This window comes from Nocardia sp. NPDC050710, from assembly GCF_040654375.1.
Taxonomy (GTDB): Bacteria; Actinomycetota; Actinomycetes; order Mycobacteriales; family Mycobacteriaceae; genus Nocardia.
This window is the reverse complement of sequence record NZ_JBFAHV010000037.1, coordinates 1-19,973: the sequence shown is the minus strand read 5'-3', so window position 1 is coordinate 19,973 and position 19,973 is coordinate 1. Positions and strand designations below refer to the sequence as shown.

Annotated in this window: 3 protein-coding genes; 2 read left to right on the top strand and 1 reads right to left on the bottom strand. The window is 65.3% G+C overall.

Annotated elements, in window-relative coordinates; genetic code table 11:
* Nucleotides 1-628 precede the first annotated feature (628 nt).
* Nucleotides 629-18,763 carry an amino acid adenylation domain-containing protein gene (locus AB0H61_RS36675; RefSeq protein WP_357312995.1) on the top strand — a complete coding sequence of 6,045 codons (18,135 nt, stop codon included), beginning with the start codon at nt 629-631 and terminating at the stop codon, nt 18,761-18,763.
* A 160-nt stretch (nt 18,764-18,923) separates the two neighbouring features.
* On the opposite strand, the gene AB0H61_RS36670 is transcribed toward AB0H61_RS36675, so the two are convergent.
* Nucleotides 18,924-19,331: a RidA family protein gene (locus tag AB0H61_RS36670; protein WP_357312932.1), complete on the bottom strand. Its 408-nt coding sequence runs from the start codon at nt 19,329-19,331 to the stop codon at nt 18,924-18,926.
* Between the two features lie 98 nt (nt 19,332-19,429).
* On the opposite strand from AB0H61_RS36670, the gene AB0H61_RS36665 reads away from it, so the two are divergent.
* Nucleotides 19,430-19,810 carry a helix-turn-helix domain-containing protein gene (locus AB0H61_RS36665; RefSeq protein WP_357312930.1) on the top strand — a complete coding sequence of 127 codons (381 nt, stop codon included), beginning with the start codon at nt 19,430-19,432 and terminating at the stop codon, nt 19,808-19,810.
* The last annotated feature ends 163 nt before the right edge of the window (nt 19,811-19,973 follow it).

Genomic DNA, 19,973 nt, shown 5'->3' with positions numbered 1-19,973 from the left:
GGCGTTGCGGCTAGTTCATGGCACGAAGTCTGCGACCGTGTGGTCGTTCGATTTTGATACAACGAAACTGGTACAACGAGGACGCAAGCGTCCCATACGGCTATGCGGTGCAACCGATGAACCCAAACGATATGCGCTTCCTGCTCGCCGAAACCGACTCCAGGTCGAGCAAATTGAATTATTTCGAGATCCTTGTCCGTGCAGTGTCGGCCGGACGCCGACTCCGAAAACGCCGAAATCGACTTAGACGCCCGGATCTCATATGCGTGCGACGGCCCCCTCGTGACCCGAGATTGCGGGCAGTCGCTCACACGGTTTCACCACCGTCACGCCTGATCGCCCCCATGTCGGCGTTTGCGTGCCGGGAATCGTGCTGTCTTCATGGCGATTACCAATTGCTCCTTTGAACGGCATATGGAGCCATTCGAATGGAATCCGGGTAGACATCGCTGAGCGATGTGCGAAACCCTGCGCAAGTGCGTCCCAGTGACGCCGGGCGGCTTCTGAAATCTACGCATTCCCTGGAGGTCAGGTGACCCAGTCCCAGCGCGACTTCGATAGCGATTCGAAGGGGTCGCCTTCATCGCAGATCGGCTCATCCCCTTTTCCCGGGAATCAGGTTTCCGGTATTGGTTCCGGTACTCACGACAGCGGCCAGGACTTCGCGAGCCCGACACCCTTCGACGTTCTGCGGCTGTCCGCGGCACAGCGGGGTATATGGTTCGCCCAGCACCTCGCCGGCTCGTCACCGATATCTGTGGCCCAGTACGTCGAAATCGTTGGTGAATTGAAACAAGAATTGCTTGTCAAAGCATGCGAAACCGCCGCTTGCGAGTTCGGATGCGGACATCTGCATCTGAACGAAATCGACGGCGAACCATGCCAGTTCATCAATGAAGCGGACGGCGCCCATGCGTCGGTCATGGACTTGCGCCGGTATGTCGATCCTGTCGCGACCGCCCACCGGATGATGGTCGAGGACTACTCCGCCCCGCTGGACCTGCTGAACGACTTTCTCATGAAGTGCATTGTGTTCCAGGTCGGCTCGGATCACTTTCTGTGGTACCAGCGCGCCCATCATATCGCGCTGGATGGATACGCCGCCGTAACGATGATGCACCGCGTAACCGAGTTGTACAACGCCTGGGTCGATTTCGAACAAGCCCCGCCTTCGACGGCGAACAGCCTGGCAGACATCATCGACCAGGATCTGGCGTATCGAGGTTCGGCTCGTTTCGATAATGACCGCAAATACTGGATCGAACACCTGACCGGCGCGCCGCCCGTCGTCAGCCTGGCCGGTCGAGTGAGTAAGCCAACCATTCATCCGGCGCTCGTCAGCGCGCCCTTGCCGGACGAGACCGCGCGCCTGCTGGACAGCGTCGTGCGCGAGCGCGGCACCAGCGTAGCTCCGGTCATCGTCGCGGCCTTCGCGGCCTACCTTGCCCGGATGACCCGAAGCGACGAAGTGCTTCTGAGCCTGCCGGTTTCGGGTCGGCACTCCGCTGCCCTGCGACGTTCGGGGGGAATGGTGGCGAATGTGGTGCCGCTGCGAGTGCGGGTCGCCTCCAGCAGCGTCGGTGAGCTGATCGCCGCCACTCAAAGTGAGTTGACCAGTGCCCTTCGGCGGCAGCGCTACCGCCAGGAGGACATATTCCACGACATGGGGATCGCGCGCGATGAGGCCGCGTCCTTCGGACCTGCCGTGAACCTCATGATGATCGAGAACGAAGTAGTACTCGGTGAGACGACAGGACGCCTGAATGTCTTGACGTCAGGACCTACCGCGGACCTGTTTGTGAATATCTACCCGGGAGCGGGTAAGAGCAGTACTCATATCGACTTCCAGGGGAATCCGAACGTCTACAGCCCCGCGGAACTCGCTGGTCACCACAAGCGGTTCCTCATGTTCGTGCACGAGTTCCTTGCCGGGGGAACGGCATATCCGGTCAGCAGACTGCCTCTACTCGAGGCACAGGAACGATCCGCGCTGCTGCCCGTGCGGGGACCGAGCAGTGCCGCAACACGGTTGCTACCCGACATCCTGGCCGACAGCGCAGACCGCCACCGCAATGCGAGCGCGATCGCCTCGGCCGGCCGGACGGTGACATATGACGAGTTGGACACCAGATCCTCCCAATTGGCCCGTCGGCTGATAGCTCTGGGTTGCGGTCCGGACACGGCGGTAGCGATCGTGTTGCGACGCTCGGTCGAGTCGATCATCGCGGCATGGGCGGTCGCGAAGTGCGGGGCCGCGATCGTGCAGGTGGACCCGGAGTACCCGCTCAAGCGGATCGAGCACATGATCGCCGACAGTGGCGCGATAGTGGGAATCACCGTCTGTGCCTATGGTGAACGGCTTCCGACGGACGTGCGCCGAGTGGTTCTCGATGATGCGGCGACGCTGCGGGAATGCGATGACGCTGCGGACCGGCCGATTACCGATGATGAGCGGATCCGCCCGCTGCGACCCTCCAACCTCGCGTACGTGACTTACACGTCGGGCTCCACCGGATTGCCGAAAGGTGTTCAGGTCACACATACCGGACTGGCGAATCTCATCGCCGACCGGAGCGAGGCCTACGGCATCGACACGACCGCCCGCGTGTCGTACGCGCTTTCGCCGAGTTTCGACGCCTCCCTGGAACAGTTCCTGACCTGCTTCGCGAACGGATCCACGCTGGTGATCGCTCCGCCGGATGTCATCGGCGGAGAGCAGCTCACTCGACTACTAGCCGAGGAGGGCGTGACCCACCTGACGCTGACGCCGGCGATGTTGGCAACCGTGGACCCGAACCTACTGACCGACTTGCGCGTGGTCGTGGTCGGTGGCGATGTGTGTCCACCGCATGTCATCGAGCGATGGTCGCAAACCTGGTCGATGTACAACGAATACGGGCCCACCGAAACCACCGTGACGGCCGCGGCCGCCGCGATGAGACCCCAGGACGATGTCACCGTCGGCGGCCCTCTACGCGGCGTATCGGCTATGGTTCTCGATTCCACTCTGCAACCGGTGCCGAAGGGCACCCCGGGTGAGCTGTATCTGGCCGGGCCGGGCCTGGCGCGAGGCTACAGTCATCTTCTGGGCGAGACCGCGTCCCGGTTCGTCGCCGATCCCTACGGCCGTCCAGGTGAGCGGATCTATCGGACCGGCGATATCGCGCGGTGGACGGGCGAAGACTCGGCTATGAGTCTGGAGTTGTTGGGGCGCAGCGATTTCCAGGTCAAGATTCGCGGGTACCGGATCGAACCGGGTGAGATCGACGCGGCGCTCACCGGACACGATGACGTGGATCTTTCCGTCACGGTGCCGGTACGTAACAACGCCGGCGCGACCGTTCTTGCGTCCTATGTCGTCCCCGTTCGAGGTCGTCGGGTCGATTCATTCGAACTCGAGCGCTTCGCCCGCGAATCCCTTCCGCCCCATATGGTCCCGGCGGTGATCGTGCCGCTGGACAGCCTGCCGGTGAACGCGTTCGGCAAGCTCGATCGCAGCGCTCTGCCCGCCCCGGTTTTCGGGACAGCACCGGCGGGTCGGCCTCCGGCTACACCCCGGGAAAGCCTTTTGGCGGGACTGTTCGCCGAGGTACTCGGCGTGCGGCAGGTCGGGGCGGACGACAGCTTCTTCGCTCTCGGCGGCGACAGCATTCTGTCGATTCAGCTGGTGGCCCGGGCCAAGGCCGCCGGCTTGGCGTTCTCTACGCAGGATGTGTTCGAGTGCAAGTCCGTCGCGGGCTTGGCTGTCAAGGCGACGGAAGCCGGCGATGACCCCCAGCTGGCCGAATTGCCCGGCGGCGGTGTCGGATCTATACCGCTGTCGCCGATCATGTACGCGATGCTCGAGCGAGGTCATTTCGATCGGTTCGCGCAGGCTGCGCTGATTCAGCTTCCACCGCAAGTCGATCGAGCGCTGCTCGTACGCGCACTGCAAGCGCTACTGGACCGCCACGATATGTTGCGCGCGGCGTTGCGCGGCGCCGGGTCGGTCGATCGGTATCTCGACGTACCCGATCCGGGAGCGGTCGACGCCGACGCCGCCCTTGTTCGGGTTCGGCTCGATCGGCGCGATGCCGCGGAGGTCGACCGGCATCTGCAAGCAGCCGCAGATCGCTTGGACCCGAACAAGGGTGTACTCGTTCGATTCGTCTGGATGGAGGATGGCACGGGCGCGGGCCCCGACCTGATGTGGCTGGTCGTTCACCATCTCGCCGTCGACGCTGTGTCGTGGCGGATCCTCCTCGGCGACCTCGCGCGGGCATGGCAGCAGATCTGCGAAGGGAACGACCCGCAGCTCGACTCGGGCACGAACTCGGTCCGGCGCTGGGTGCACGGTCTGGTCGAGCAGGCGCCGGACCGGCGTTCGATCGAACTCCACTGGTGGAAAGATGTTGTCGCGCACGACGATCAGCTACTCGGATCGCGATATCTGGATCCGGATCGTGATGTCACGGCAACCGCGGGCCGGATACGGACGCGCATCCCCGCAGACATCGCCGAGTCGATTCTCACGACCATTCCGGCTCGCTTTCACGGCAGTGCCAATGACCCGTTGCTGGCGGCGGTGGCACTGGCGCTGGGAATGTGGCGGCGAAGGCGCGGCACGGTGGCCGAGGGGCAGTTGATCTCGCTGGAGGGTCACGGCCGCGAGGAACAGGCAGTGCCGGGCGCCGAACTCGGCGCCACCGTGGGCTGGTTCACCACACGATTCCCGGTGTGGATCGCACTGCAAGGCATTGATCTCGACGAGGCGTTCGCCGGCGGAGCGGCCGCGGGACTTGCGATAAAGCAGGTGAAGGAGCAGCTGCGGGCGGTGCCGGACAACGGTATCGGCTACGGAATGCTGCGCCGACTCGACCCCGTGGGCCGCGCCGAGCTCGGGAGTGCGCGAGAACCTCAGATCAGCGTCAACTATTTGGGGCGGGTGGGTGCTCGCGAACGCTCGGGGCCGTGGACCCCAACGACCGAATTCACCGCCCTGACCGCGACGAACGACCCGGGGATGGCGTTGCCGGCCGTGCTCGATCTCAATGTGATCGCCGAGCAGGGCTCCGACGGGATCGAACTCGACGCGACATGGGATTTCGCCGCTCAGGTGCTATCCACCGCAGATGTCGATGAACTCGCCGGGCTGTGGGAGCGGGCGCTACGGGCGCTTGCCGGACATGTCCGATCCGAAACCGCTGGCGGTTTCACTGCCTCCGACTTCCCGCTGGTGGCGGCATCGCAGCCCGAAATCGACCGCTGGCTGCGGGAATACCCGTCGATGACCGATGTCTGGCCACTTACCGCGTTGCAATCCGGACTGCTGTTCCACGCGATCTACGACAATGACGGCGTCGACGGCTATATCGTGCAGGCCGCGCTGACACTGGCCGGCAAGGTGCACGCCGAACGGATGCGGCAGGCCGCGCAGGCGCTCATCGGCCGGCACGACAGCCTCCGAACCGCTTTTGTCGAGAGCGCCGACGGGCTACGCCAGATCGTCCTCAGCGACACCCGGATCGATTGGCGTCAATCGGATATCACCGATATCCGCGATGCCGGTGATCGCGAGCGCGAACTTCAGCGACTCGCCGCGGAAGCTTCGGAGCCGTTCGACCCGGCTCGTCCTCCGCTGGTGCGTTTCCACCTCGTCCGCATCGACGCCGATGAGTTCCAACTGCTCATCACCAATCACCACATCGTGCTGGACGGCTGGTCGATGCCCTTGCTGATCCACGAATTGCTCTCGCTGTACATATCCGAAGGCGATACAGCCGAACTCGCGCCCCCTCGGTCCTACCGGGACTACCTACAGTGGCTGCACACCCGAGATCGTGACGCCGCGACAAACGCGTGGCGGCAGGCGCTGGCCGGAATCGAGAGTCCGACGCGGGTCACGGGCAAGCCGGATCGAACGGTCACCGCACACAACGGCGAAGTCGGCCTGAACCTCGATGTCGCGACCACCGACGCCGTTTTCGGTCTCGCCCGCTCCCATGGCGTTACCGCCAACACGACCCTGCAGGTTGCGTGGGCATTACTGCTCACGGCGTTGACCGGCCGGTCCGACGTGGTGTTCGGCAATACGGTGTCGGACCGCCCGCCGCAGATACCGGATGTGGAGCGCATGGTCGGCCTATTCATCAACACACTGCCGGTGCGAGTCCGCCTCGACCCCGACGAGGCCGTCGCCGACCTGCTCGTTCGGGTGCAGGCCGAGCAGGCCGCACTGCTCGATCACCGCCACATCGGCCTGGCGGAGTTGCAACGGGCGACCGGGATCGCCGACATGTTCGATACGGTGACGGTGCTCGAGTCCTACCCGCTCGATCGGGAGGGGCTGACACGCGCTCTCGGCGACGCCGGTTTGCGGTTCGTCGATATCGATGCGCACGATGCGACGCCGTATCCGCTGAGTCTCCAGGTGACTCCGCCGCGGTCGACTCGCGACGGGCGATCCGACACCGGCGAGCCGGGCGCCTACACGGTGACATTGAGATTCACCACCGACCGGCTCGGCTCCGAGGATGCCCGCACGCTGCTCGAACGATTCGAATTGATCCTTACGCAGATCGTTACCGATCCCGCCGGGAAAGTGGCTGCGATCTCGTCGTGCTGGGATTCCGAACGCGCCGAACTACTTTCGGTCCGAGGCGAATCGCCGATCGCGGAGCTCACGCTGCGCGAGATCCTGTCGAGGACCGCGCGCCGGTATCCGGACGCGGCGGCCGTCCGCTGCGGTGACAGCACGTTGACCTATCGCGAACTCGACCTTCGCGCAGACCGGATCGCCGGCCTGCTGATCGGTCGCGGCGCCCGCCCCGAGGCGTTCGTCGCACTGGCTGTTCCGCGTTCGATCGAGCTGGTCGTGGCGATGTGGGCGGTAGCGAAGACGGGGGCCGCCTTCGTCGCACTGGATCCCGGCAATCCCGCCGAGCGGATCGCGGAGTTGCTGTCCGACTGCGGAAGCAGGCTGGGGGTGACGACCGGAGTTGTCGCACCGCGTCTTCCCGACACCGTCGACTGGCTGCTCCTCGACGCCGAGTGTGATCCGCCTCTCTCGACCCCGTCCCCCGCTGTGGCGGGCAGGCTGCTGGCCGACAATGCGGCATATGTGATCTATACGTCCGGATCGACCGGCAAGCCGAAGGCGGTTCAACTCAGCCATCGAGGCCTGGCCGACCTGGTCGCCGCGCAGGCCGAAGCCTTCGGCGCGGATGCCGGCTCGGCGGTGTTGCAGGTCGCCTCGCCGGGGTTCGACGCCTGCTTGTCGGAGTTGCTGCTGGCACACAGCAGCGGCGCCTGCCTCGTGGTGGCGCCGCCGGAGGTATACGGCGGCAGTGATCTCGCGGATTTGCTGCGGTCGGAGCAGGTTTCGCATGCGATCATCACTCCGTCCGCACTGAACACGATGGACCCGTCCGGACTTCCATCCCTGGAAACGGTTGCGGTCGTGGGTGAGGCGACCGGATCGGACATCGTGAACCGGTGGGGACCGAAGCGCCGGCTGATGAATCACTACGGGCCGACCGAATGCACGATCTGGGCAACGGGCTCGGATGTCCTGAGGCCTGGCGAACCGGTGTCGATCGGTAGCCCGATCCGAGGTGTGTCGGTGGCGGTTCTCGATATGTGGCTGCGGCCGGTGCCGGTGGGGGTCGCCGGCGAACTCTATATCGGCGGGCCCGGACTTGCCCGAGGCTACTTCGATCGACCGGGTGCGACCGCATTCCGCTTCGTCGCTGACCCGAAGTCCCAACGCGGGCAGCGGATGTACCGCACCGGCGATTCCGTGCGGTGGGTGCGGGGTCGCACAGGGTTGGAGCTGGAGTACCAGGGACGTAATGATCAACAGGTCAAGATTCACGGCCTGCGGATCGAGCCGGGTGACATCGATGCCCATTTGGCACGGCACGCCGCTGTGGCGAGTGTCGCCACCGTCGCGCAAGAAGGACCCGCAGGCGAACCGGTTCTGGTGTCCTATGTGGTTTCCGCCCCGGGTATGACTCTCGATGTGCGGGCACTGCGCGATGATCTCGCGAGCACGCTGACCTACTACATGAATCCCACCGCGATCATCGAACTCGACTCGATGCCGCTCACTTCCACCGGCAAGATCGACCGTAATGCGCTGCGGCAGCGCGCCTTCGAATCGGAGAGCGTCGGTGGCAGGCCGCCGTCCACGCCCGCGGAGAAGGTCATGGCGCGACTTTTCGCCGATGTCCTGCATCTGGACAGTGTCTCGGCGGAGAGCAACTTCTTCACCCTCGGCGGCGACAGCATCGTCTCGATGCGGCTGGTGGCCCTGGCCAAATCCGCCGGGCTCGAGATCACCCCGCGAAACGTGTTCGAGGGCAAGACGGTTGCCGCCCTGGCCGCGGTAGCGCGCGGCGGGTCGGCTCCCGTGCCGATCGACGAACAACCCCGGCTCCAGACGGGGCGCCGAGCCGAGGGAGGCGCGTATCGGCCTTCGGACTTCCCGCTCGTCGCGCTCACGCAGACGGATATCGAGCGACTCGAGCAGCGGTATCATGCCTTGTCCGACGTGTGGCCACTGTCGCCGATGCAATCCGGTATCCACTTCCATTCGATATTCGATCCGGACACCGCGGACAACTACACAGTCCAGACGATGATCGGGTTGTCCGGCGAGGTCGACGGCGAGCGTCTGCGGCGTGCCGCTCAGGCCCTGGTCGACCGGCACGACATCCTGCGTGCCGCATTCGCGGAAACGGCTGCCGGGCCGTGCCAGATCGTGCTGAACCACGCCGACGTCCGGTTCCGGGAGGTCGATCTCGCCGACAGCGGCGATGCGGAATCCCCCACCGATATAGACGCTTTCGCCGCGGCCGACGCGGCGGCGGGATTCGACCTGTCGGCTCCCCCGCTGATCCGGTTCACACTGGTCCATATCGATTCGGGTGCTTTCCGGCTGCTCGTCACGAACCACCACGTGATTCTGGACGGCTGGTCGATGCCGTTGCTGATGCGAGAACTGCTCGAGTACTACGGATCACCGTCGGATATCGAGGCCGCCGGATCCGCTCCCTCCTACCGCGACTATCTGGCGTGGCTGGGCCAACAGGATCTCGCCGCATCCAAAGCCGCGTGGGCGCAGGCCTATTCGGATGTGGACGCACCCACCCGGGTCGCCCGCGGCTCCGGCTCTTCGGGTTCCACGTCGGCCGCCGAGATCAACGCGGAGCTGTCGGCGGACCGGTTCGGGGAACTACGGGCGGCGGCGGCGGACGCGGCCGTCACCATCAATACGGCTCTGGCAGCGGCCTGGGCACTGAATCTGCGCGTGCTGACCGGTGAGACAGAGGTGATCTTCGGCTCCGCCGTGTCGGGCCGTCCACCGGAGTTGCCGATGGTCGACCAGACGCTCGGCATGTTCCTGAATACGATTCCCGTTCGCGTCCAACTCGACCCCACGGAATCGTTGCGGCAGTTGCTGACCCGGATTCAGGCGCAGCACGCCCGCATGCTGGACCACCACTACGTCGGTCTCCCCGATATTCACCGCAGTGTCGGGGTGTCGGGACTTTTCGACACCGCACTCGCTTACCAGTCGTTTCCGCTGCACCGGTCCGCATTGCAGCACCTCGTCGATTCGGCGGGCCTGCGCGTCGATGACATCGCCGGTATCGACGCCACCCCGTATCCGCTGAGCCTGGTCGTCGCGCCGAAGCACGCCGAACGGGGTGATGCGCAGGGATTGCAGATCACCCTTCGATTCCTCGAGGCCGAATTCGACCACGCGCGGGCGCGTGAAGTCCTCGACCGCTTCGTCGAATTACTGAGTCTTATCGGCGGGAATCCGGCCACCCGGCTCGGCGCGATCTCGCTGAACGATGAACCGGGTCCTTCGTGGCCCGCCGCGGGAGACGACCAGATGATCCCGGGCACATTGCACGAGATCTTCGCGGCCTCCGCTGCCCGCGAACCCGATGCGATCGCGGCGACATGCGGCGGGGAGACCCTGAGCTACCGTCGGCTCGACGAGCGGTCCAATCGTCTCGCTCGGGTGCTGCTGCGGCGCGCCGGTCGACAGCAGGCCGTCCTGGCCTGCGCGCTCCCGCGTTCCCTGGAAGCGATCGTCACGATATGGGCTGCCGCGAAAGCGGGCACCGCGTTCGTGCCGATCGATCCGGGCCTCCCGCCCGAACGTATCGAATTCCTGCTGTCGGACTCGAACGCCTCGCTCGGGCTGACCGTCGCCGGCGCCAGGAAGTATCTGCCCGATGTCGTCGACTGGCTGATTCTCGACGACGAACAGACCCTCCACGGTATGGACTCGGTTTCCGCCGCGCCGATCACCGATACCGAACGCGGGAGACCGATTCGGCGAGATCAGGCAGCGTATGTGATCTACACGTCCGGGTCGACGGGAACACCCAAGGGCGTGCTGGTCAGTCATCGCGGCCTGGCCGATCTCATCACTGCGCAGCGTCGGGTGCTCGGCGTCGATCGGACGTCGACGGTACTTCAGGTGGCTTCGCCGAGCTTCGACGCCTCGGTGTTCGAACTGTTGATGGCGCACGGCTCGGGTGGACGGCTGGTCGTCTCGCCACCAGATGTGTTCGGTGGCCACGATCTGGCGGATCTGATGCGGCGCGAACATATCTCGCACGCGATACTGACGCCGTCGGCGCTGGTGACAGTTCCGCGAGACGGCCTCGACGAGCTGCGTGTGCTGGCGACGGGCGGTGAACCGGTCGGGCCGGAATTGGTCGACCGGTGGGCGCCGGATCGGACCATGGTCAACCTCTATGGGCCGACCGAAAGCACGATCTGGGCGACCGGAAGCGATGCACTGACGCCCGGTGCCGCGATCACGATCGGCACGCCCATCGGCCCCGTCGCGGCCGCGGTTCTCGATACCTGGTTGCGGCCGGTGCCGCTGGGTATCGCGGGCGAACTCTATCTGTTCGGGCCGGGCCTGGCCGACGGGTATATCGGCAATACGGGCTCGAGCGCGGCACGATTCGTCGCATGCCCATGCGGGGAACCGGGCCGCCGGATGTATCGCACCGGCGATATGGTGCGGCGGAACGCCGATGATCGTTTGGAATTTTTGGGGCGCAACGATTTTCAGGTGAAGGTGCGCGGCACCCGGGTCGAGCTGGGTGAGATCGACGCAGCGCTCGGTGCGCGTTCGGACGTGGCATTCGCGGTCACCGTGCCGCGTCGCGACGGTCGGCGTCCGGTGATATTGGTGTCCTATGTGGTGCCGACGCCGGGGACGAGCGTATCGGGTGCGGAGTTGCGTGCGGCGCTGCCCGAGGTGCTGCCCGCGTACATGGTCCCGGCCGCGGTGATGGTGCTCGACGACGTTCCGCTGACCTCGAACGGCAAACTGGATCGCGAGCGGCTACCGGAGCCGGTATTCGCCGCCCGAGAGTTCAGGGTGCCGTCGACATGGGTGGAGGCAGTTGTCGCGACGGCGTTCGAGCAGGTGCTCGACGTGGACCGGGTCGGGGTCGATGACGACTTCTTTACGCTGGGTGGTGATTCGCTGAGCGCGTCGCTGGTCGTGGCGCGAGTGGGGGCCGCCCTGGATGTCCGGGTGCCGGTGCGGTCGTTGTTCGAAGCGCCCACCGTTGGGGGCCTCGCGGAACTCGCGGGATCGCTCAGCGGTGGGGGCCGGGTGCCGTTGACGGCGGCAGTGCGTCCCGAGCCGGTGCCCCTCTCACTGGCCCAGCAACGAATGTGGTTCCTGAACCGGTTCGAGCCGGAGTCGGCCGCATACAACATCCCGGTGATGCTGCGGTTGTCCGGGCGATTGGATATCGCGGCTCTCGGGGCAGCGCTTTCGGACGTCATCGGACGCCACGAGGTGTTACGGACGGTATACCCGGAGACCGACGGCGAGCCACGGCAGGCGATTCTGGAAGAGTCAGGGGTCACGGTCGAACCGGTACGGGTGCAGGCGAGTTCGGTCCGGGATGTGGTGGGAGAATTCGTCCGGGCCGGGTTCGATGTGACCGCGCAGGTACCGATGCGCGTGGGATTGTTCGAGGTCGAACCGGAAGCCGACGATGGCATCGAACAGTTCGTGCTCGCGTTGGTTGTCCATCACATCGCCGCTGATGGACAGTCCATGGGGCCGCTGGCTCGTGACGTGATGTCGGCGTACGCGGCGCGGGTGACCGGACATGCGCCGATATGGCAACCCTTGGCAGTGCAGTACGCGGATTTCGCATTGTGGCAGCGGCAGGTTCTTGGGGTGGCGGACGATCCGGCGTCGTTGATGTCGGTGCAGTTGGCATTCTGGCGGTCGACCTTGGCCGACGCGCCGGAGCGGCTGGATCTGCCCGCGGACCGCGCCCGCCCGGCGGTGGCCTCGCTCGCGGGCGGGCAGGTGCCGGTCGAGATCGGGCCGGAATTGCACGGGCGGCTACTGGATCTGGCGCGAGCGCGGGGGACGTCGCTGTTCATGGTCGTGCATGCCGCACTGGCAGTGGTACTGGCACGGTTGAGCGGCAGCGATGACGTGGTGATAGGAACCCCGGTCGCGGGTCGTGGCGAGCCAGGTCTGGATGATCTGGTGGGGATGTTCGTGAACACACTGGCACTGCGAACTCCGGTTGACGGGGGCGAGCCGTTTGCGGACCTGCTGAAGCGGACTCGCGAGGTGGACCTGCAGGCATTCGAGTATGCGGATGTGCCGTTCGAGCGTGTCGTGGAGGAACTGAATCCGGAGCGATCAGCGGCGCAACATCCCCTGTTCCAGGTCGCGCTCGCGTTCCAGAACATGTCGGCGGTTGAGGTCGTGCTGCCCGATGTCGCGGTGTCACGGGTGGATCCGGATACCGGGACAAGCCAGTTCGACCTGCAACTGGTGATATCCGATTCGTATGGGAAAGCCGGTGTGACACACGGTATCTCGGGAATGATGATGTATGCGCGGGATCTCTTCGACGAGGTGACGGTAGTGGGGTTCGTCCGCCGATTGGTGCGGGTCCTGGAAGCGGTCGCCGAGGACCCGGCGGTAGTGACCGGGGATATCGACTGGCTGGACGCGGACGAGCGCGTGGAGCTGCTCTCACGGGTCGGGTCACAAGCCGCGGCGTCGCCGGTGCTGTTGCCGGAGGTGTTCACCGCGGCCGTCCGGGACAACGGCGACGGTGTGGCCGTGGTGTCGGGGGATACCGAGTTGTCGTATACGGAGCTCGATGAACGGTCGAATCGGCTGGCGCGACACCTGATCCGCCTGGGGGCTGGACCGGAGAGTGCGGTTGTCATGGCGGCACCGCGGTCGGTGGAGTCCATCGTCGCCTGGTGGGCGGTGGTGAAATCGGGGGCGGCATATGTGCCGGTGGATCCCAGCTATCCTGCGGGCCGGATCGAGCAGATGGTGTCGGATTCGGGTGCGGCACTGGGGGTTACGGTTTCATCCGCGCGCGCCGCATTGCCCGATTCTGTGCACTGGATCGTGCTCGACGACACCGGGGTGGCAGCGCGGATCGATGCGCTGGCCGGAGCGGCGATCGGTGATGGGGAGCGGCTGCGGCCGCTGCGGACCTCGAATGTGGCCTGGATTCTGTTCACCTCCGGATCCACCGGAGTGCCGAAGGGCGTCGCTGTCACGCATTCCGGCCTCATCGGTTGCCTCGCGGCGCAGCGCGCCGACCGTGACCTCGGGCCCACGTCCCGGGTACTACATTTCGCGTCGCCCTCATTCGACGCCTCACTGCTGGAGATCCTGCTGGCAGCCAGCCGTGCGTCCGCACTGGTGGTGGCGCAGACGGGAATCCGCGGCGGGAACGAGCTGGCCGAGTTCCTCCGCGTGGAGCGGATCACGCACGCATTCGTCACCCCTGCCGCATTGGCTTCGGTGGATCCGGAGGGGCTGGACGACTTGCGCGTGGTGATGTCCGGCGGTGACGAGGTCCCGGCGGACCTGGTGAATCGTTGGGCGGGTACCGATATCGCCGGGACCAGGGAGTTCCGAGTGTTGTACGGACCGACGGAGACAACGATCGTCGCCACCGCGGCGGAGCGGCTGCGACCGGGTGACCCGCCGACGATCGGCACTCCGCTGCCCGGAATCCAGGCTCTGGTGTTGGATGCCCGGTTGCGGCCGGTGCCGGTCGGGGTGAGCGGGGAGTTGTACCTGGCCGGACCCGCGCTGGCCCGCGGTTACCTGAACAGGGCGGGCACGTCCGCGGCGCGGTTCGTGGCGCACCCGTTCGGGGAACCGGGCGCCCGCGTGTACCGCACCGGGGATGTGGTGCGGTGGAATGCCGTCGGTGCTTTGGAGTTCTTGGGCCGTAACGATTTTCAGGTGAAGATCCGCGGTTTCCGGGTCGAACTGGGAGAGATCGATGCGGTGTTGGGGGCCCGCGCGGAGGTCGCGTTCGCTGTGACCCTGCCGCATCGTGAGGGTGCCGGTCCCGTGCGGTTGGTGTCTTACGTTGTGCCGGTGGCGGAGACGACTGTGTCGGCCGAGGAGTTGCGTGCGGAACTGGCCGAGGTGTTGCCATCGTATATGGTGCCCGCCGCCGTGATGGTCCTCGATGAAATCCCTCTGTCGCCGAGTGGAAAACTCGACCGCAAGGCACTGCCCTCCCCCATCGCCCGGACCAAGCGATTCCGGCCCCCGGCTTCACCGGTGCAGGAGATCGTGGCCGGTGTATTCGCCGAGGTGCTCGGCATCAACGGCACCGTGGGCGCCGACGACGACTTCTTCGAACTGGGCGGCAACAGCCTGGTAGCCACCCGGGCAGCCGCGCGGATCGGCGCTGCGCTCGATACGAGCGTCCCGGTAGCGATGATCTTCGAGGCACCCACCGTCGACAGATTGGCGGCGCGCGCCGAATCCCACACCGACACCGGCCGCGTGGCATTGACCGCACAGCCGCGTCCGCGCCATATCCCATTGTCCTACGCGCAGCAGCGAATGTGGTTCCTGAACCGGTTCGAGCCCGACTCGCCCGCTTACAGCATTCCGATCGTGATACGCCTGTCCGGACAGCTGAATGTCGACGCGCTGCATGCGGCGATCGGCGATGTGGTGACCCGGCACGAAGTGCTGCGGACGGTGTATCCGCACGTGGCAGGCGATCCGGAGCAGGTTGTTCTGCCCGCCGCGCAGGCGATTCCGCCGATGGCCGTGACCTCGATCGCGGAACCCGAACTGGCCGAGTCGGTGTCGGCTCTCGTTTCGACGCCGTTCGATGTGGCGGTCGAGGTACCGTTCCGGGTTCGCCTGTTCGAGCTCCAGCCCGACGAGTGGGTGCTAGCCGTTGTGATGCACCACATCTGCGGCGACGGGTCGTCACTGGGCACACTCGCGCGGGACATGATGATCGCCTACGTGGCACGGCTACAGGACGAGGCGCCGGTCTGGCCACCGCTTGCGGTGCAGTACGCGGACTACTCGATCTGGCAGCGAACGGTGCTGGGGACCGAAGACGATCCCGAATCGTTGCTGCGTGCGCAGATCGACTACTGGACGACGCAGCTGGCGGACCTGCCGGCGTTGCTGGAACTGCCGACCGACCGACCGCGTCCGCCTGCACAGTCCTATGCGGGTGCGAGCGTTCCGTTGACTGTCGACGCCGATCTCCACGCGGGACTGCAGCGGATCGCGCGATCGCACAATACGACGCTGTTCATGGTCTTCCATGCGGCACTGGCTGCCACGCTGGCTCGTCTGGCCGGTACCGACGATATCGCGATCGGTACCCCCTACGCGGGCCGCGGCGAGCCCGAACTCGATGATCTGGTCGGCATGTTCGTCAACACCCTCGTATTGCGGACCCGTCTGACCTCCGGAATGTCGTTCACACAGTTGCTCGAGCAGGCTCGGGACGCCGATCTGGCCGCGTTCGGGCACGCGGATGTGCCCTTCGAACGGCTGGTGCAGGAGCTGAACCCGGTGCGCTCCCACGAGCACCACCCCTTGTTCCAAGTGATGCTGGCGTTCCAGAATCTCGCCAGGACCGGCTTCGAGTTGCCGGGGCTGTCGATGTCGGCCGTGGAAGCCGATACCGGTACCTCACTGTTCGACCTGCAGGTCACGGTATCGGATACCTACGACGCCACCGGCGCCCCGGCGGGCATCACCGGTGGGGTGACCTACGCGACCGACCTTTTCGACCCGGCGACTGTGACCGCCATGGTCGATCGTCTGCTCCGGTTGCTCGACGCGCTGGTGGCAGACCCCACGCAACCGGTCGGCGACGTGGACCTGCTCGACCCCGCCGAACGGGAAGACGTTCTGGTGCGGTGGAATTCGACCGATCACGCACTGATTCCGGACGAGACACTCGCGTCGGTATTCGTCTCCGCGGCACAGGTGCATGCGAACCGGCCCGCGACGATATTCGGTGAACAGTCGCTGACCTACGCGGAGTTCGCGTCACGCGTATTCCGGCTGGCACGATGGTTGATCTCCCGAGGAGTGGGGCCGGATTCGCTGGTAGCGATATGCATGCGGCGTTCACTGGACCAGGTCACCGCCATCTATGCGGTACTCGTGGCGGGTGGCGGGTACGTACCGGTCGATCCGGATTATCCGGCCGAGCGCATCGAATACATGCTGACGACCGCCGGCCCGGTGCTGGTGCTGTCGTCCCTGGAAGGGATAGCGTTGTCCGGATTCGACGACGCGCCCGTCACCGACAGCGATCGGCTCGTACCGCTGCGACCGGACAACATCGCGTATGTGCTGTTCACCTCCGGATCGACCGGGCGGCCGAAAGGCGTAGCCGTGCCGCATCGTTCGGTGATGAACCAAGTGCGCTGGATCGACGAGACATACGCGTTGACACCCGCAGATGTGGTGCTGCACAAGACCCCGGCTACATTCGACGTCTCGGTGTGGGAACTCTTCGTGACCCTGGCGGTAGGTGCCCGGCTGGTGATCGCGCGGTACGACGGACATACCGATCCGGCTTACCTCGCCGAAACCATTGCCGCCCATCGGGTCACGATCACCTCCTTCGTGCCGTCGATGCTGGCGGTGTTCGCGGACGCCGGGCCCGCGGAATCACTGGATTCATTGCGGGCGGTGCTGGTGGGCGGTGAGGCGTTCGGCGCAGAGGTGGTGGCCGCAGCGCGGCGGGTGATGCCCGAGACCGAGTTGCACAATGTGTACGGGCCGACCGAGTTCACCATGCACACAACCGCGCACCGAGTGAGCGAGTCCGACACGGGGAGTATGCCGATCGGCAGACTGGTATGGAATGCGCGGGCATATGTGCTCGACTCCCGGCTGCATCCGGTACCGCCCGGTGCCACCGGGGAGCTGTACGTGGCGGGCATCCAGGTCGCACGCGGCTATCAGGCACGTCCAGGCCTGACCGCGGAACGGTTCGTACCCGACCCATACGCCGACGGTCAACGTATGTACCGCACCGGCGACTTGGTGCGCTGGCGTCGCCCCGGCGAATTGGAATACCTGGGCCGCCGCGATTTCCAGGTAAAGCTGCGTGGCCTGCGGATCGAACTCGGTGAAATCGAGGCGGTCTTCGCCGAGCATCACACCGTGTCCAGAGCCATCGCCGCGGTGTTCTGCCACGGCGCCGTGGACCAACTCGTCGCCTACCTCGTCCCCGCCGCCGGTTCCACGGTCGACATCGGTGAGGTTCTGGCACACGCGGCTACCGAACTGCCTGGATACATGGTGCCCACCACGGTGATGGTGCTCGATACGGTGCCGCTCACCGCGTCCGGCAAGCTGGACCGCGCACGACTGCCGGAGCCGGCGCCCGTGGTAGCGGAGTTCCGGGAGCCCTCTTCATGGCTCGAAGGGGAGGTAGCACGAGCCTTCGAACAGGTGCTCGGCGTGGAGCGGGTGGGGGCCGACGACGATTTCTATGCCTTGGGTGGCAACTCACTGCGGTCGGTGCAGGTGGTGAGCGAGTTGAAGAAAGAACTCGACTACGAGGTTCCGGTCCGCTGGGTGTTGTCGGACCCGAATCCCGCCGACCTCGCGAAGCGGATCGAATCCGGCATGCGCTCCGGTCACCGCGTCACCGACCGGACCACCCTCGGATTCGACGTACTTCTACCGATTCGGACCGGCGGTCAGCAACCACCGCTGTTCTGTATCCATCCCGCCTCCGGCCTGGCGTGGTGCTATTACACACTCGACCAGCACATATCCGCCGGTCGACCGATTTACGGCATCCAGGCCCCCCAGATCGGCGGCGAAGACCCCGGTCCGACGTCGATCGGCGAAATCGCCCACCGCTACTACGACGAGATCCGAACGGTCCAGCCGCACGGCCCCTATCACCTCCTCGGCTGGTCGCTGGGTGGGCTGATCGCCCATGCCGTTGCCGTCGAGATGCGGGCCGCCGGTGAGGAGGTCGCTCTATTGGCAATGCTGGACTCCGAAGCCAACGGAATCGACGCCTCGACCACCCGCTCGGTCACACCGGGGGAGCTGATAAGCAACCTCGGCCCGGTCATGGGAATCGATTTCGTGAGTCCGGACGCGACAGCCGAACAAGCCTCCGAGCTGATCCGAGAGCGCCTGGGAGACGGCGTAGATATCGACGCCGCGACGATCCGACGCCTGACCGACGCCTACAACCTATCGATCCGGGCCGCCGGCGACTGGCAGCCCCCGGTCTTGGACAGCGACCTGCTGTACTTCACCGCGACAATCGAAAGGCGATCCGACGCCGCCGGTCACCGGGGCTGGGAGTCCTTTGTCCGCGGCCAGATTTCGAACTTTCACATCAATTCGACGCACCTGGCCATGACCGAGCCTGCGGCGGCCGCTCAGATCGCCCGAATTCTCAATGAGCGACTCGAATGATCCGTCACGCTGTGACAGCGAGCATCGTCGCGCGGCCACTCCCCTGGCCTCGCGTCTACCGTGCGAGGCCGGGACCGACTCGGAGACAGCGGGTTCGGCACGCGAAGGGCCGCGATTTTCGGCGATCCACTCGGTCCGGGGTGATGATCTCGGGGATTGTTCAGTGAAGGACTGCGGTGGCTTCGACCTCGACCAAATGCTCGGGGCTGGACAGCGCTGCGACGCCGATCAAGGTGCCCGGTGCATTGGGAGTGATGCCGAGCTTCGACGCGGCGCGGGTGACACCCTCGGAGAACTGAGTCATCTTGTCCGGAGTCCAGTCGACGACGTAGACGGTCAGCTTGGCCACGTCGGCGAAGGTCGCGCCGACCTCGGCGAGAGCGATGCCGACGTTGAGGTAGCTCTGCTCGACCTGTGTGGCCAAATCGCCTACGCCGATTGTGTTTCCGTCGACGTCCCAGGAGACCTGACCGGCTACGAAGATCAGCTTCGAGCCGGTCGCGACCGATACCTGATGGTAGGCATCGAGTTGGGGTAGCTCGTTCGGGTTCAACAGGGTGATGGACATCCGGTCTACTCTCTCGTAGTCACTTGTGGTTACTCGGTAACCGTAGAAGAGTGGCCGTTGACGTGGAAGAACGCACTTTTCAGTGACTGGGGTACTTGATGGTTACCAAGCAGGTCGATGGTTTATCCGAGGATTCGGACCTGACACGAGCGGATTCGCTGGCCCGAGAGATCTTCTCCGACATCGCCAACAAGTGGGCACTGTTGATCATCGAGACGATCGGTGACGACACACTGCGGTTCAGCCAGCTACGCGACGGCATCGACGGCATCAGTCACAAGATGCTCACCCAGAACCTGCGCATGATGGAGCGCAACGGCCTGGTCGAGCGCACGGTGTATCCGACGGTTCCGCCGCGGGTGGAGTACCGCCTCACCGAGTCGGGCCGGGCTCTCCGTGCGACAGTCGACGCGATGTGCGACTGGACGCACCGATACCTCGGCGATATCGAGGAATCCCGCCGCCGGTTCGATACCTGACACGCAGGGACCTCGGGCCGCGGATGTTCGCGCGGTCCGGCGAAAAAGGGGTGCGCGGACCGGTCAGAAATCGAGAAGCGCTGCTCACCGGGCAGCGCTTAGCGTGATTGCCATGAACATCACCACTGATCAGACCGCTATCGACTCCGTCATCCTCGAGGTC

Bases quoted from the DNA above. Each gene is read 5' to 3' on its own strand.
- AB0H61_RS36670 (WP_357312932.1), bottom strand. From the start codon at position 19,331: ATGTCCATCACCCTGTTGAACCCGAACGAGCTACCCCAACTCGATGCC.
- AB0H61_RS36665 (WP_357312930.1), top strand. From the start codon at position 19,430: ATGGTTACCAAGCAGGTCGATGGTTTATCCGAGGATTCGGACCTGACA.